Origin of the sequence: Streptomyces avermitilis MA-4680 = NBRC 14893 (assembly GCF_000009765.2) — a bacterium.
Lineage (GTDB): Bacteria > Actinomycetota > Actinomycetes > Streptomycetales > Streptomycetaceae > Streptomyces > Streptomyces avermitilis.
In genome coordinates, this window is record NC_003155.5 from 2236744 (window position 1) to 2252625 (window position 15882).

Below are 15882 nucleotides of genomic sequence, written 5' to 3' on the forward strand. Positions count from 1 at the left end.
CCGGGCCTCCTCAGACCACTACGGGTGTGTAGACGGAGTTCTTGGCGGCGCTCTCCTCCACCGCCGCCAGCACGCGCTGCACTTGCAGCCCGTCGGCGAAGGACGGCTCGGGGCGGTGGTTCGCCGCGATGGCATGGACCAGGTCGCGGGCCTGGTGGACGAAGGTGTGCTCGTAGCCGAGGCCGTGGCCCGGCGGCCACCAGGCTTCCAGGTAGGGGTGGTCGGGCTCGGTGACCAGGATGCGGCGGAAGCCGGCGTGCGCGAGGGGTTCGGTGTGGTCGTGGTACGCGAGCTCGTTGAGCCGCTCCAGGTCGAAGGCCAACGAGCCGCGCTCGCCGTTGAGTTCGATGCGCAGGGAGTTCTTGCGGCCGGTCGCGAACCGGGACGCCTCGAAGGTGGCGAGGGCGCCGGAGGCGAAGCGGGCGGTGAAGAGAGCGGCGTCGTCGACGGTGACGGTGCCGAGACCGCCCGCGGAGACCGCGGCGAGCCCGCCGGTCGTGCCGCCGGGCAGCGGACGCTCCCGTACGAAGGTCTCGGTGAGCGCGGAGACTCCGGCCAGGGGCTCGCCCGCGAGGTACTGGGCCAGGTCGACGATGTGGGCGCCCAGGTCGCCGAGCGCCCCCGAACCGGCCACTTCCCTGCGCAGTCGCCAGGTGAGCGGAAACTCGGGGTCGACCAGCCAGTCCTGAAGGTACGTCACCCGCACGTGCCGCAGGGTGCCCAGCCGGCCTTCGCGGACCATCCGCCGGGCCAGCGAGGTGGCGGGCAGCCGACGGTAGTTGAAGCCGACCATGGTCAACCGGCCCTGCCGATAAGCCTGTTCGCCCGCGGCCGCCATGGCCTCCGCTTCCTCGACCGTGTTCGCGAGGGGTTTCTCGCACAGGACGTGTTTGCCCGCGGCCAGCGCGGCGACGGCGATCTCGGCATGGCTGTCACCCGGGGTGCAGATGTCGACGACGTCGACGTCGTCACGGGCGATCAGGGCGCGCCAGTCGGTCTCGGCCGCCGCCCAGCCGTGCCGCTCGGCCATGGCGCGCACGGCCTGTCCGTCGCGGCCGCACACGGCGGCGAGCACCGGGCGGGACGGCAGGTCGAAGACGCGGCCGACGGTGCGCCAGCCCTGGGAGTGGGCGGCGCCCATGAAGGCGTAGCCGACCATGCCGATACCGAGCGGCGGCTTCCCGGCGTCCGCCTCGTCGCGCGGGTGCGGCTGTCCCATACCGTTGTCCTCCTCTTCGTCGTGGCGCGGTGGGGGTGCGAGCAGGGGCGGTCACCTGAAGCCGGTGGACATGTACTGGCCGACGTTGTCCTTGTCGACGACCGCCGAGTAGAGGGTCAGGGAGGCCGGGATCTCGAACTCGGCGAGGCCGCCGACGCCCTTGCCCTGGCCGAGCGCGCGGGCCAGGTCGATGGCGGACGCGGCCATGGTCGGCGGGTACAGCACGGTCGCCTTCAGGACACCGTCGTCCGCCTTGATGGCCTGGAAGGCGGAGAGCGCGCCCGCGCCGCCGACCATCAGGAAGTCGTCCCGTCCGGCCTGCTTGATGGCCCGCAGCGCGCCGACGCCCTGGTCGTCGTCGTGGTTCCACAGCGCGTCGAACCTGGACTGGGCCTGGAGGAGCTGGGCCATCTTCGACTGTCCGGACTCGACGGTGAACTCGGCTGCCTGCCGGGCGACCTTCCTGATGTTCGGGTAGTTCTTCAGCGCCGCGTCGAAGCCCTGCGTGCGCTGCTTGGTGAGCTCCAGGTTGTCCAGCCCGGCCAGCTCGACGACGCGCGCGTTCGGCTTGTCCTTGAGCTTCTCGCCGATGTAGCGGCCGGCGCTCAGCCCCATGCCGTAGTTGTCGCCGCCGATCCAGCAGCGGTACGCCTGCGGGGAGTTGAAGATACGGTCGAGGTTGACGACGGGTATGCCCGCGCGCATCGCCTTGAGGCCGACCTGGGTGAGTGCCTTGCCGTCGGCGGGCAGGACGACCAGGACGTCGACCTTCTTGTTGATCAGCGTCTCGATCTGGCCGATCTGCGCGGCGGTGTCGTTGGAGCCCTCGGTGATCTCCAGCGTCACGTCGCCGTACTTCTTCGCCCGGCTCTTCGCGTTGTCGTTGATCGCGTTGAGCCAGCCGTGGTCGGCCTGCGGTCCGGCGAAGCCGATGGTGACGTGCTTGCCGGGTTTGTCGTCGGCGGCCGACCGGTCGTTCGCGGCCGGCTTCTCGGACGTGGTGTCATTGCTTGTGCAACCCACGAGGAGGGCACCGGCGGATACGGCGGCGGTCCCGAAGAGCAGTCCTCTGCGGCTCGTGACAGGTGTCGGCTCTGGCATGGCGGTGAACCCTTTCCTCAGGTCGTGCTCGCGGTACGGCGCTGGACCAGCACGGCGGCGACGATGATCGCGCCCTTGGCGATCTGCTGGACGTCGCTCTGCAGGTTGTTCAGGGCGAAGATGTCGGTGATCGTGGTGAAGATCAGTACGCCGAGGACCGAGCCGGTGATGGTGCCCCGGCCTCCGCTGAGCAGGGTGCCGCCGATGATCGCGGCCGCGATGGCGTCGAGCTCGTACAGGTTGCCGTTGGTGTTCTGGCCCGAGCCGGACAGGATGATCAGCAGGAAGGCGGCGATGCCGCAGCACAGCCCGGAGAGCAGGTAGAGGTACAGCCGCTGGCGTCGTACGTCGATGCCCGCGAGCCGGGCCGCCTCCGCGTTGCCGCCGACGGCGACCGTGCGCCGCCCGAAGGTGGTGCGGTTCAGGATCAGCCAGCCGATGACCGTCACGACCGCGAAGACCAGGACGAGCGGCGGGATGCCGAGCAGATAGGAATCGCGCTCCCCCAGCTTCAGGACCGTGTCGACGGTGACGATCTGTGTCCTGCCGTCCGTGATCTGGAGCGCGAGGCCGCGGGCCGAGGCCAGCATGGCGAGCGTGGCGATGAACGGCACCAGCCCGCCGTACGCGATCAGCAGTCCGTTCACGAGGCCGCAGCCCACGCCGACGATCATCGCGGTGAAGAGGATGCCGGCGAAGCCGTACTCCTGGGTGGCGACGGTGGTGGCCCATACGGAGGCGAGGGCGACGATCGCGCCGACGGACAGGTCGATGCCGCCGGAGGTGATGACGAAGGTCATGCCGACGGTGACGACGCCGATCACCGAGGCCTGGGTGAGGACGAGTTGGAGATTGCGGGTGTCGAGGAACTCGTCGGGTTTGGTGATGCCGCCGATGACGACCAGGGCGGCGAGCACACCGAGCAGCGAGAGCGTGCGGACGTCGGCGCGGGCGGCGAGGGAGCGCCATGCGGGGAGTTCACTCACCGGTGACGCCTGGCCGGTGCCGCCCCTGGGCGGAGATACGGGCTGCGTCATGACGCCGGGGTTCCTTCCACGGGGCTTCCTTCCATGACCAGGTCGAGGACGCGGTGTTCGTCGAGTTCACGGGCGGGCGCCCGGTGTACGACGCGGCCCTCGCGCAGCACCAGCACCCGGTCGGCGAGGCCGAGCACCTCGGGTACCTCGCTGGACACGAGCAGCACGGCGAGGCCCTCGTCGGCGAGGCGGCGGATCACCGCGTACAGCTCGGCGCGGGCGCCGACGTCGACGCCGCGGGTGGGTTCGTCGAGGAGCAGCACCCGGCAGCCGCGCAGCAGCCAGCGCGCCAGGACGGCCTTCTGCTGGTTGCCGCCGGACAGGGTGCGCGCGGGCGCGGACGGACGGTCGGGGCGCAGTGACAGTTCCCGGGTCGCGGCTCGCGCGGCATCGCGTTCGGCGCCGCGGTCGATCCAACCTCCGTGTGCGAAGCGGGACATGGAGGAGAGCGACACATTGCGCGTGACGGACTCCAGCAGGAGCAGGGCCTGCGTCTTGCGCTCCTCGGGGGCGAGCCCGAGTCCGGCGCGGACGGCGGCGCGTACGCTGCCGGGCCGCAGCGCCCGTCCGGCCACCGTGACCTGCCCTGCGGACGGCTTCCGGGCCCCGTAGACGGTCTCCAGGATCTCGGACCGTCCCGAACCCACCAGTCCGGCCAGTCCGACGATCTCGCCGGGGCGCAGTTCGAGGTCGAGGGGCTCGAACTCGCCTTCCCTGGCGAGGCCCTGGACCTTGAGTAGGGGGTCGGAGGTGGCTGGGGCAGGGGCGGGCGGCCGGTCCGGGAAGACGTACTCCACGTCGCGGCCGGTCATCAGCGCCACGATCTCGCGCGTCGGCGTGGATTTCGCGGGCAGCCCGCCCGCCACCGCGCGCCCGTCCTTCAGTACGGTCACCCGGTCGCCGATCCGGCGGATCTCCTCGAGGCGGTGCGAGATGTGGACGACGGCGACGCCGTCCGCGGTGAGGTCGCCGACGATGCGGAAGAGGTTGTCGACCTCGTCGGGATCGAGGGCCGCGGACGGCTCGTCCATCACGATGAGGCGGACGTCGTGGGAGAGCGCGCGCGCCATGGAGACGATCTGCTGCTGGGCTGCCGACAGGTCGCCGACGAGGCGCGACGGTGCGATCTCCGGGTGGCCGAGGCGCTTGAGGAGAGCCGCTGTCGAGGCTCGCGCGGCCTTCCCTCGTACGACGAAGCCGGCGGTCGTGGGCTCATGGCCGAGGTGGACGTTCTCGGCCACCGACAGGCCCTCCACCAGGTCTAGTTCCTGGTAGATGGTGGCGATGCCGAGGCGCATGGCGGCGATCGGGGAGCGGAGCGTGACGGGTGCGCCGCGCCAGCACAGACGGCCGTCGTCGGGCTGGTGGGCGCCGGCCAGGACCTTGATGAGGGTGGACTTTCCGGCGCCGTTCTGGCCGAGCAGACAGTGGACCTCGCCGGCCTGAACGTCGAGGTCGACGCCGTCGAGGGCCCGGACGCCGGGGAACGACTTGGTGATGCCGGACATGGTGAGCAGCGGTGGTTCTGGTGCCATGACGGTTCCCTTTGGCAGGCGTGCGGGCCGGTTTCAGGGCGTGCGCTTGCGGAGCAGGCATGCAGGGCGTGCGGCAGGCATTCAGGCAGGGCGGAGCAGGGCGCTGTGCTGGTCGTGCGCGCGGTACGGCGGGTGCTTACGCGGGTGAGAACAGGTGGTCGCTGATCAGCCGGGCCGCGCCGATGACTCCGGCGGTCGGGCCCAACTCGCCCAGCACGATGGGCAGATTGCCGGTCGCGAGCGGCAGCGACTGACGGTAGACCTGGGTGCGGATCGCGGCGAGCAGGGTGTGGCCGAGGCCGGTCACCCCGCCGCCGATCACCACCAGTCCGGGGTTGAAGAAGGAGACGAGTCCGGCGATGACCTGACCGGTGCGGTTGCCGCCCTCGCGGATCAGGTCGAGCGCGGTGGCGTCCCCGGCGGCAGCCGCGGCGGCGACGTCGACGGCGGTGAGCGTGCCCGCCGCCGCCAGCCGGGTGGCGAGCTCTTCCGAAAGCCCCTGCTGGGCGGCTTCGGTGGCGTCGCGGGCGAGCGCCGCGCCGCTGAAGTGGGCCTCCAGGCAGCCACGGTTGCCGCACGCGCACGGGCGGCCGTCCGGCACCGCCTGGATGTGCCCGATGTCGCCCGCGCTGCCCGTCACCCCGCGGTGCACCTCGCCGCCGACGACGATGCCGCAGCCGATGCCGGTGCCGATCTTGACGCAGAGGAAGTCGCCCACGGAGCGTGCGACGCCCGCGTGCTGCTCCCCCATGGCCATGAGGTTCACATCGTTGTCGACCATGACGGGGCAGCCGAGATCCTGGCTGAGCGCCTCGCGCACCGGGAAGCCGTCCCACCCCGGCATGATCGGCGGCGCGACCGGTATGCCTTCCGGGAACCGGACCGGACCCGGCACCCCGACTCCGGCGCCGTCGAAGCCCTCCGCGAGCCCCGAAGCCCTCAACTTGGCTGCCATGGCGAGGACTTGCTCGAAGACGGCCACCGGGCCCTCGCGGACGTCCATGGGCTGGTTGATGTGCCCCAGGACCTCCAGTTCGGCGTTGGTGACGGCGACGTCGACCGAGGTCGCGCCGATGTCGACGCCGAGGAAGCGGAGCGCGGGCGCGAGCCGGATGTTGTGGGAGCGGCGGCCGCCCCGGGAGGCGGCGAGTCCGTCGGCCACGACCAGGCCCGTCTCCAGCAGCCGGTCCACCTCGACGGCCAGCTTCGACCGCGAGAGATCGATCCGGTCGCCCAGCTGAGCGCGGGAGTTGGGGCCGTCGTCACGCAACAGGCGCAGCAGCCGGGCCTGGTGAGCGTTCGCGGGTCGAGCCGTCATACGTCTCACGAGCCCCTCCCCGTCTCAACTGGCCTGCGTGCGCCGGGTTCCGGCCATCGCCTGGCTCGCTTTCGAGGGGAACGTAGCAGTGGCTGCCGGGAGTGGGAAGAAGTCTCACAGGAATTACCGACGACTTTCGCCACTGAAAGGACAAAGACCGGCTTTCCTCGTCGCCCTGGTGGTGCCGTCGGTGGGGATGCCGGGCGGGGGCCCACTGGGCGGCGTACGAGCCGGCGGCCGCGCGCGTACGCCGAGGCCGCGCGCGTACGCCGAGGCTGCCCGCCCCCTCCGGGCGACCGCCTGACGACTCCGCGGCCGCCGCCTGGCGCCCCTCGGTCACCGCCTGACTACGTCGTGGCCACGTCGGGATCCCTCGCCCGGCTACTTCTCGCGCTCGTGGTACGTCTTGCGCGTGTGCTCGGTGTGGGCGCGCATGACCTCCGTCGCGCGCCGCTCGTCCCGCGCCGAGATCGCGTCGATCAGATCGCGGTGCTCGATCCAGGACTGGCGGCCGCGCTGCCGGGCGACCGGCGTGTAGTACCAGCGCACCCGGCGGTCGACCTGCGCGGCCAGCTCGGCGAGCACGGCGTTGCCCGCGAGCTCCATGACCTTCGTATGGAACCGGGCGTTCATCGCGACCGCTCCGTCCACGTCGTCGTCGGCCACCGCCCGCTCGCCCTGCGCGCACAGCTCTTCGAGGGCGGTGATGCCCGCCGTGCCCGCGTTGGCGGCGGCGAGCCGGGCCGCCTCGGCCTCGAGGAGCGTACGGACCGTGAGGAGCTGGTCGGCCTCGTCCTCCGTCGGTTCGTGCACGAACGCGCCCTGGGCGGGCCGCAGATCGACCCACCCCTCGGTGTTCAGCCGCTGGAGCGCTTCGCGCACCGGCTGCCGGGAGACTCCGAGGTGCCCGGCGAGTTCGCTCTCGACGAGATGCTGGCCGGGCTGGAGGGCGCGGGTGGTGATGAGTTCGAGCAGCGCCTCGTAGACGCGGTCGCGCAGCGGACCGGGCCGTTCGAGCTTGGGCACCGTCCCCTGCGGCAGTCCTGCGGACAACATGGCGGTCCCCTCCTGGGCAGTGGCGGCAGCAGCACAGCACCGGAAAGACAGTATCGATTGTCTTTCGTCTACAGTCTACGGCGCACAACAGCCAGGGCGAGGGGGAGTTGGGCTCATCACACCGAGCCGTACGAGCAGGTCACGGGCAGCTCACGGGCAGCGGATGACCTGGCCCGCGTACGACAGGTTCCCGCCGAAGCCGAAGAGGAGGACCGGGTCGCCGGTCGAGATCTCCCCGCGCTCCACCAGCTTGGAGAAGGCGAGCGGGATGCTCGCGGCCGACGTGTTGCCGGACTCGACGACATCGCGTGCGACGACGGCGTTCACGGCGCCGATCTTCGCGGCGAGGGGTTCGATGATGCGCAGGTTCGCCTGGTGCAGCACGACCCCGGCGAGATCCGCGGGCGTGAGCCCCGCGCGTTCGCATGCCCGGCGCGCGATGGCCGGGAGCTGGGTGGTGGCCCAGCGGTAGACGCTCTGCCCCTCCTGGGCGAAACGCGGGGGCGTGCCTTCGATGCGTACCGCGTGGCCCATCTCGGGGACCGACCCCCACAGCACGGGGCCGATGCCGGGCTCGGCGCCCTCGGGGCAGGCGTCGACCACGGCGGCGCCCGCTCCGTCGCCGACGAGGACGCAGGTCGTACGGTCGCTCCAGTCCGTCACCGCGGACATCTTGTCGGCGCCGATGACGAGCGCCCGCGTGGCCGCCCCCGCGCGCACGGCGTGGTCGGCCGTGGCCAGGGCGTGCGTGAAGCCGGCGCAGACCACGTTGATGTCCATCGCGGCCGGGGACGGGATGCCGAGGCGGGCGGCGACCCGGGCGGCCATGTTCGGGGAACGGTCCTCGGCGGTGGAGGTGGCGACGAGCACCAGGTCGATGTCGGCCGGGGCCAGCCCGGCCGAGGCGAGCGCCTTGGCCGCCGCGTGCCCGGCCAGCTCGTCGACGGGCTCGTCGGGCCCGGCGAAGTGGCGCGTCCGGATGCCCACCCGGCTCCTGATCCACTCGTCGCTGGTGTCGACCAGGCTCGCCAGGTCCTCATTGGTGAGTACCTTGGCGGGCTGGTAGTGGCCGACGGCGGCGATGCGTGAGCCGTTCATGGGGGTCCCCCTCGTTGCCTTGGGTAGCGGGACCCACCAGTCTGTTCAGTGACTCACGGGTACGACGGCAGGTGAAGCGACAGGAATGCGGCGGCAGGCTTGTCGGCTTCTGTCAGACCTCCGGGACACCCGAATGGCCCCTCGAACATCCGAACAGACCTCCGGACACCCGAACAGTCCTCCGAATATCCGGGCGCTCACCCGGTGAACAGCTGCTTGGCCCTGAGGACGAGCTCGTACAAGCCGTAACAGAGCGGTGCGCCCACCCACAGCCAGGCGAAGCCGATCAGGGCCCGGCGGTCAGGCGGACTCGGGCTGCTGTCGCTGGACATCGGCGGCCTCCCTCGGGGCGGGGATGTGGTGGCGGGCGTGGACGGGGCGGACCAGCTCGTTCGCGACGAAGCCGATGACGAGCAGCCCGATCATGATCAGGAAGGACAGGCCGTAGAGGGAGGACCCGTGCTCGCCCGCCTCCTTCTGGTGGTCGGCGATCCAGTTCACGATCAGCGGGCCGAGGACTCCCGCCGTGGACCAGGCGGTGAGCAGCCGGCCGTGGATGGCGCCGACCTGATAGGTGCCGAAGAGGTCCTTCAGATAGGCGGGGATCGTAGCGAAGCCGCCGCCGTAGAAGGAGAGGATCACCAGCGCGCAGACGATGAACAGCGGCTTGGATGAGTCCCCGAACCAGGCGATCAGCGCGTACATCAGGGCACCCACACCGAGGTAGACGCGGTAGATGTTCTTGCGCCCGATCAGGTCGGACGTCGAGGACCATCCGATCCGGCCCGCCATGTTCGCGGCCGACAGCAGCGCGACGAAACCGGCCGCCGCGGAGACCGACACCGGGGTGGACGTGTCCGCGAAGAAGTCCGTGATCATCGGGGCGGCCTTCTCCAGGATGCCGATGCCCGCGGTCACGTTCATGCAGAGCACCACCCACAGGCACCAGAACTGCGGGGTGCGCACGGCGTCGCGGGCCGAGACCTGCGGCCCCTGGAAGGCGCTCGGCGCGCCCTCGACGGGCCTCTCGGTGCGCGGGACCCGCACCAGCAGCACCCCGAGCGACATGAACACGGCGTACACGAGGCCGTGCACCAGGAACGCCTGCGCGATCCCGGAGCTGTCGGTGCCGAACGACTCCAGCATCTGCGTCGACCAGGGCGAGGCGATGAGCGCGCCGCCGCCGAAGCCCATGATGGCGATGCCGGTGGCCATGCCGGGCCGGTCCGGGAACCACTTGATCAGTGTCGAGACGGGTGAGATGTAGCCGATGCCGAGGCCGATCCCGCCGACGAAGCCGTAGCCGAGGACGATCAGCCAGTACTGCTCGGTGGCCGCGCCGAGGGCGGAGATCAGGAAGCCGGACGAGAAGCAGACCAGGGCGACGGTCATCGCCCAGCGCGGCCCGTTGCGCTCCACCAGCGTGCCGCCGAACGCGGCCGACAGGCCGAGCATCACGATGCCGAGCTGGAAGGGCAGCGCGCTCTGGGTGCCGCTGAGGCCGAGCGCGGATTCGAGGGGCGGCTTGAACACGCTCCAGGCGTAGGCCTGCCCGATGGAGAGGTGGACGGAGAGAGCGGCGGGGGGAACGAGCCACCGGCTCCAGCCGGCGGGGGCGACGGGGGGACTCATGATCCCGGACGGTAGGGAGTGCGGGGGAGGTTGAGAAGTCGCGCGTCGACCGTATGCGGTGAGCGGTATGCCGTGCGCGACGAACGGTCGTACCGGCCGGTATTCAAGGCTTGGCCGGACCGGCCTCCAAGGCTCGGCCGGACCGGAGCCCAAGGTTCGGTCAGACCGGCGCCCAAGGCTTGGCCAGGTCGTGCGCGAACCCTTGCCGCCCCCACTTCCATACTGTAGACAATATTTCGTCGACACCTTCTGGACAGCGTTCGACAGTTCCTCGGTACCCTCGACCGAACGGAGCTCCCCCAGTGAAAGTCGCAGTTCTCGGCGCCGGTGCGATCGGCGCCTACGTCGGCGCCTCGCTCCAGCGCGCGGGCGCCGATGTGCACCTCATCGCCCGTGGACCGCATCTGGCGGCCATGAGGCGGCACGGAGTGCGGGTGCTCAGTCCGCGCGGTGACTTCACCGCACGCGCCCACGCCACCGACGACCCGGCCGAGATCGGCCCGGTCGACTTCGTCTTCCTCGGGCTGAAGGCCAACTCGTACGCGGCGTGCGGGCCGCTGATCGAGCCTCTGCTCAGCGACACGACCGCGGTCGTGGCCGCTCAGAACGGCATCCCCTGGTGGTACTTCCACCGGCACGGCGGGCCGTACGACGGCCACCGCGTCGAAAGCGTCGACCCGGACGGCGCGGTCAGTGCGGTGCTCGCGCCCGAACGGGCCGTCGGGTGCGTCGTCTACGCCGCGACCGAGCTCGAAGGACCGGGCGTCGTACGCCATCTCGAAGGCACCCGGTTCTCCGTCGGCGAGCCCGACCGCAGCGTCTCGGTGCGCTGTGGCGCGTTCAGTGAGGCCCTGCGGGCGGGCGGTCTCAAGTGCCCGGTCGAACCCGACCTGCGCAACGACATCTGGCTCAAGCTGCTGGGCAACATCTCCTTCAACCCCATCAGCGCGCTGGCCCGCGCGACCATGCGGCAGATGTGCCTGCACGGCGGCACCCGCCGGGTCATCGAGATCATGATGACCGAGACGCTCACCGTCGCCGAGGCACTGGGCTGCGAGGTCGGCGTCTCCATCGAACGCCGGCTGGCCGGCGCCGAGCGCGTCGGCGACCACCGCACCTCCACGCTCCAGGACCTGGAGCGCGGCAAGCCGCTCGAACTCGACGTGCTGCTCGGCGCCGTCGTCGAGCTGGCGGAGATCACCGGCGTCGAGGTGCCGACGCTGCGCACCGTCCACGCCCTCTCGGATCTGCTCGCAGCGAGGACCGCCGCATGACGAAACGCGACCGAACTCCGAAGACCTACACCCGCCTCACGCATCCGCTCGTCAGGGACTCGCGCGACGAGCCCCTCCGCCGGGCCACGTGGGAGGAGGCGCTGGACCGCGCGGCCCGGGGCCTCGACGCGGCACGCGGCGCCTTCGGCATGTTCTCCTGCGCCCGGGCGACCAACGAAATGAACTACGTGGCGCAGAAGTTCGCCCGGGTCGTGATGGGCACCAACAACGTCGACTCCTGCAACCGGACGTGTCACGCCCCGAGCGTGGCCGGTCTGTCGGCCGCCTTCGGCTCGGGCGGCGGGACGTCGTCGTACGAGGAGACCGAGCACACCGACCTCATCGTGATGTGGGGCTCCAACGCCCGCTTCGCGCACCCGATCTTCTTCCAGCACGTCCTGAAGGGGATCAGGAACGGCGCCCGGATGTACGCCGTCGATCCGCGCCGCACCTCCACGGCCGAGTGGGCGGAGAGCTGGCTCGGCCTCAACGTCGGCACCGACATCCCGATGGCGCACGCGATCGGCCGCGAGATCATCCACGCGGGCCTCGCCAACGAGACCTTCGTCGAGCGGGCGACGAGCGGCTTCGAGGAGTACCGGGCGCTCGTCGAGCCGTGGACGCTGTCGCTCGCCGAGAAGGTGACGGGTGTACCGGCCCGCGCCATCAGGGAGCTGGCGCACGCCTACGCCCGGGCGGAGCGCGCCCAGCTGTGCTGGACCCTCGGCATCACCGAGCACCACAACGGCACCGACAACGTGCGCGCGCTGATCAACCTGTCCCTGCTGACCGGGCACGTGGGCCGGTACGGCTCGGGCCTGCAGCCCCTGCGCGGCCAGAACAACGTGCAGGGCGGCGGCGACATGGGCGCCATCCCGAACCGGCTGCCCGGCTTCCAGGACATCCTCGACCCGGACGCGCGACTGAAGTTCGAGTCCGCCTGGGACACCGTCATCCAGCCGCACTACGGGCTGAACCTGACGGAGATGTTCGAGGCGATGGAGGAGGGCACCCTCAGGGCCGTCTACTGCATCGGGGAGAACCCGGCGCAGTCGGAGGCGGACAGCGAGCGGGCCGTACGGCGCATGCGGGCCCTCGACTTCCTCGTCGTCCAGGACATCTTCCTCACCAGGACGGCCGAGCTGGCCGACGTCGTGCTGCCGGCGACCGCCGGGTGGGCCGAGACGGACGGCACGACGACCAACAGCGAGCGGCGGGTGCAGCGCGTGCGCCGGGCGGTGACCCCGCCGGGTGAGGCGCGCGAGGACATCGACATCCTCTGCGCGCTCGCGGCGCGGCTCGGGCACGACTGGAAGTACGCGGACGCCGAGGCGGTCTGGAACGAGCTGCGGTCGGTGTCGCCGGACCACTACGGGATGACGTACGAGCGGTTGGCGGAGCACCAGGGCATCCAGTGGCCGTGCCCCGCACCGGACCGGCTCGAACCCCCTTATCTGCACGGCCGGTTGTGGTCGTCCGACCCGGCCGGGCGCGGCCGCCTCGCCCCCTTCGGGATCGTCCAGCACGACCCGCCCGTCGATCTGACGGACGAGGAGTACCCGATCCGGCTCACCACCGGGCGCCGCCTCGACTCCTACAACACCGGTGTGCAGAGCGGCGGTTTCGCCTCTCCGCTGCGGCGCGGCGAGTTCGTCGAGCTGTGCCCGGAGGACGCGGAGCGCTACGGGGTCGTGGTGGGCGAGCAGGTCCAGGTGGCCTCGCGGCGCGGGGCCGTGGTGGCGCCGGTGTGGATCGATCCGGCGCTGCGCCCCGGTCTCGCCTTCATGACCATGCACTTTCCCGACGAGGTGGACACCAACCGGCTGACGATCGAGGCCAACTGCCCGATCGCCGGGACGGCCGAGTTCAAGGCGTCCGCGATCCGGATCGAGAAGCTGCCGGTCACGGCCGTGAGGAGCTGAGGCAGGACATGGATCTGCACTTCGGTGACAGCAAACCGTCGGACGAGGAGCGGGCGGCCGTCGACGCGCTGCTCGGTCCCCCGGAGTCCTCGTGGGAGGGCGCCGACCGGTCCGACGCCGACCTCAGGTGGGCCCGCGGCGGGCGCGCGGCCCGGGACCGCCGCGACCTGCTGCTGCCGGGGCTGCACGCGGTCAACGACCGGATCGGCTGGATCAGCGAGGGCGCCCTCGACTACCTGTGCCGGCGGCTGACGGTGCCGCCCGCGGAGGCGTACGGCGTCGCCACGTTCTACTCGATGTTCGCGGTGAAACCGCGCCCCGCGACCGTCCTGCATGTGTGCACGGACCTCGCGTGCGCGTCCGCCGGGGCGGCTGAGCTGTGCGCCGGTGTCGAGGCCCGGCTCGGGCCCGGCAGCGGCGTCGGAGTGGAACGCGGCCCCTGTCTGGGCCTGTGCGAGCGGGCTCCGGCCGCACTGGCGGTCAGGGCCGGGGATCCGGTGCGTACGGCGGTGTCGGCGCCCGCGACCGTCGAGGCCGCGGTGCTGGCGGCGAGCGCGCCCGACTCGGCGCCCGAGGAGCCGTCCGCCGCCCTCGCGGTCCCCCAGGCGGGTCAGGACGGGCTGGTTCTCCTGCGCCGCGTCGGCGTGGTCGACCCCGCGTCGCTCGACGACTACCGGGCGCACGGCGGTTACGCGGCGCTGCGGCGGGCCTTCGAGCTCGGGCCGGCCGAGGTCATCCGGGAGGTCACCGACGCGGGCCTGGTCGGGCGCGGCGGCGCCGCCTTCCCCACCGGCCGCAAATGGCAGGCGACGGCGTCCCGGCCCGACCGTCCGCACCACCTCGTCTGCAACGCCGACGAATCCGAGCCCGGCACCTTCAAGGACCGGGTGATCATGGAGGGCGACCCGTACGCGCTCGTCGAGTCGATGACGATCGCCGCGTACGCCGTCGGGGCGCACCAGGGCTATCTGTATCTGCGCGGGGAGTACCCGCGCGCCCTGGAGCGCATGAGCCACGCCATCGAGCAGGCACGCGCGCGTGGGCTGCTCGGCGACGACGTCCTCGGTCAGGGCTACGCCTTCGACATCGAGATCCGGCGCGGCGCGGGCGCGTACATCTGCGGTGAGGAGACCGCCCTCTTCAACTCGATCGAGGGGTACCGGGGGGAGCCGCGGTCGAAGCCGCCCTTCCCCGTGGAGAAGGGCTTGTTCGGCCGGCCCACTGCCGAGAACAATGTCGAGACGCTGGTCAACGTGTTGCCCGTCCTCACGATGGGGGCGCAGGCGTACGCGGCGATCGGCACGGCGAAGTCCACCGGGCCCAAGCTCTTCTGCGTGTCGGGCAGCGTGGACCGGCCCGGCGTCTACGAGCTGCCGTTCGGCGCGACGCTGGGCGAGCTGCTGGAGCTGGCCGGAGTGCGGGAACGGCTGCGCGCGGTCCTGCTCGGCGGCGCGGCCGGCGGCTTCGTACGGCCCGACGAACGGGACATCCCGCTCACCTTCGAAGGCACCCGTCAGGCGGGCACCACGCTCGGCTCGGGAGTCGTCATGGCCTTCGACGACACCGTCCCGCTCCCCCGGCTCCTCCTGAGGATCGCCGAGTTCTTCCGCGACGAGTCGTGCGGCCAGTGCGTGCCGTGCCGGGTCGGGACCGTGCGCCAGGAGGAGGCGCTGCACCGGATCGTGGCGCGGACGGGGGCGGCGGCCGCCGACGACATCGCCCTGCTCAGAGAGGTGGGCCGGGCGATGCGGGACGCCTCGATCTGCGGTCTGGGCCAGAGCGCGTGGAACGCCGTGGAATCTGCCATCGACCGTCTGGGGGCGTACGAATGACCGCGATACCGCTGGGAGTGCCGCGCCGGCTCGTCGAGTTCACCGTCGACGGGCAGGAGGCCAGGGTCCCGGAGGGGTCGACGATCCTCGACGCCTGCCGGGCCGCCGGAAAGGACGTGCCGACCCTCTGCCAGGGCGACACCCTCACCCCGAAGAACGCCTGCCGCGTCTGCGTCGTCGAGGTCGAGGGCGCGCGCACTCTCGTCCCGGCCTGCTCGCGCGGGGCGGAGCCCGGCATGGAGGTGCGCACCGACACCGAGCGCGCCCGGCACAGCCGCAGGCTCGTGCTCGAACTCCTCGCGTCCTCGGTCGACCTGTCGACCACGCCGAAGGCCGCCGGGTGGATCAAGGAGTACGAGGCGAAGCCGGACCGCTTCGGCCCCGACGCCGCCCGGCTCAACGAGGAGCCGAAGGTCGACAACGACCTCTACGTCCGCGACTACGACAAGTGCATCCTCTGCTACAAGTGCGTCGACGCGTGCGGCGACCAGTGGCAGAACACGTTCGCGATCTCGGTGGTGGGGCGCGGCTTCGACGCGCGGATCGCGGTCGAGCACGACGCGCCGCTCACGGACTCCGCGTGCGTGTACTGCGGCAACTGCGTCGAGGTGTGCCCGACCGGCGCGCTGTCGTTCAAGTCGGAGTTCGACATGCGCGCGGCGGGTACGTGGGACGAGTCGGCACAGACCGAGACGACCACGGTGTGCGCCTACTGCGGAGTGGGCTGCAATCTCACCCTGCACGTACAGGACAATGAGATCGTGAAGGTCACCTCACCGCACGACAACCCGGTGACCCACGGCAACCTCTGCATCAAGGGCCGTTTCGGCTACCAGCACGTACAGAACCGGGACTGAT

General features: G+C 71.3%; 13 protein-coding genes. 4 read left to right on the plus strand and 9 right to left on the minus strand.

Annotated features, from left to right (window positions below; all coding sequences use genetic code 11):
• Positions 1-10: 10 nt before the first annotated feature.
• The 9 genes from SAVERM_RS09630 to SAVERM_RS09665 all read right to left on the minus strand — a co-directional run bounded on the left by SAVERM_RS09630 (position 11) and on the right by SAVERM_RS09665 (position 9996).
• Positions 11-1219, minus strand: a complete 1209-nt coding sequence (locus SAVERM_RS09630) for a Gfo/Idh/MocA family protein (RefSeq protein WP_010983264.1) — start codon at positions 1217-1219, stop codon at positions 11-13.
• Positions 1220-1270: 51 nt separating this feature from the next.
• The gene (locus SAVERM_RS09635; RefSeq protein WP_010983265.1) at positions 1271-2320 is read right to left on the minus strand and encodes a substrate-binding domain-containing protein; all 1050 of its coding nucleotides are present in this window, start codon (positions 2318-2320) and stop codon (positions 1271-1273) included.
• A 17-nt stretch (positions 2321-2337) separates the two neighbouring features.
• Positions 2338-3357 (minus strand): ABC transporter permease, encoded by a 1020-nt coding sequence (locus SAVERM_RS09640; protein ID WP_010983266.1) that lies wholly within the window; start codon positions 3355-3357, stop codon positions 2338-2340.
• Complete coding sequence (locus SAVERM_RS09645) at positions 3354-4892, minus strand: sugar ABC transporter ATP-binding protein (RefSeq protein WP_010983267.1); 1539 nt, start codon at positions 4890-4892, stop codon at positions 3354-3356. The genes SAVERM_RS09640 and SAVERM_RS09645 overlap by 4 nt, the downstream gene beginning before the upstream one ends.
• Before the next feature lie 136 nt (positions 4893-5028).
• The gene (locus SAVERM_RS09650) at positions 5029-6210 is read right to left on the minus strand and encodes an ROK family transcriptional regulator (RefSeq protein ID WP_037647379.1); all 1182 of its coding nucleotides are present in this window, start codon (positions 6208-6210) and stop codon (positions 5029-5031) included.
• Positions 6211-6591: 381 nt separating this feature from the next.
• Positions 6592-7266, minus strand: a complete 675-nt coding sequence (locus tag SAVERM_RS09655; protein ID WP_010983269.1) for a GntR family transcriptional regulator — start codon at positions 7264-7266, stop codon at positions 6592-6594.
• Between the two features lie 150 nt (positions 7267-7416).
• Complete coding sequence (locus tag SAVERM_RS09660) at positions 7417-8364, minus strand: beta-ketoacyl-ACP synthase III (RefSeq protein WP_010983270.1); 948 nt, start codon at positions 8362-8364, stop codon at positions 7417-7419.
• A 197-nt stretch (positions 8365-8561) separates the two neighbouring features.
• The gene (locus tag SAVERM_RS45295; RefSeq protein ID WP_255253726.1) at positions 8562-8696 is read right to left on the minus strand and encodes an MFS transporter small subunit; all 135 of its coding nucleotides are present in this window, start codon (positions 8694-8696) and stop codon (positions 8562-8564) included.
• A complete protein-coding gene (locus SAVERM_RS09665; RefSeq protein ID WP_010983271.1) occupies positions 8665-9996 on the minus strand; it encodes an OFA family MFS transporter in 1332 nt (443 codons plus the stop codon). The genes SAVERM_RS45295 and SAVERM_RS09665 overlap by 32 nt, the downstream gene beginning before the upstream one ends.
• A gap of 302 nt (positions 9997-10298) precedes the next feature.
• On the opposite strand from SAVERM_RS09665, the gene SAVERM_RS09670 reads away from it, so the two are divergent.
• The 4 genes from SAVERM_RS09670 to SAVERM_RS09685 are packed head-to-tail and all read left to right on the plus strand — an operon-like array spanning position 10299 to position 15881.
• Positions 10299-11270, plus strand: a complete 972-nt coding sequence (locus SAVERM_RS09670) for a 2-dehydropantoate 2-reductase (protein WP_010983272.1) — start codon at positions 10299-10301, stop codon at positions 11268-11270.
• Positions 11267-13192: a molybdopterin oxidoreductase family protein gene (locus tag SAVERM_RS09675; protein ID WP_010983273.1), complete on the plus strand. Its 1926-nt coding sequence runs from the start codon at positions 11267-11269 to the stop codon at positions 13190-13192. The genes SAVERM_RS09670 and SAVERM_RS09675 overlap by 4 nt, the downstream gene beginning before the upstream one ends.
• An 8-nt stretch (positions 13193-13200) precedes the next feature.
• Positions 13201-15024: an NADH-ubiquinone oxidoreductase-F iron-sulfur binding region domain-containing protein gene (locus SAVERM_RS09680; protein ID WP_010983274.1), complete on the plus strand. Its 1824-nt coding sequence runs from the start codon at positions 13201-13203 to the stop codon at positions 15022-15024.
• Complete coding sequence (locus tag SAVERM_RS09685) at positions 15021-15881, plus strand: 2Fe-2S iron-sulfur cluster-binding protein (RefSeq protein WP_010983275.1); 861 nt, start codon at positions 15021-15023, stop codon at positions 15879-15881. Before SAVERM_RS09680 ends, SAVERM_RS09685 begins: the two co-directional genes overlap by 4 nt.
• Position 15882: the final 1 nt, after the last annotated feature.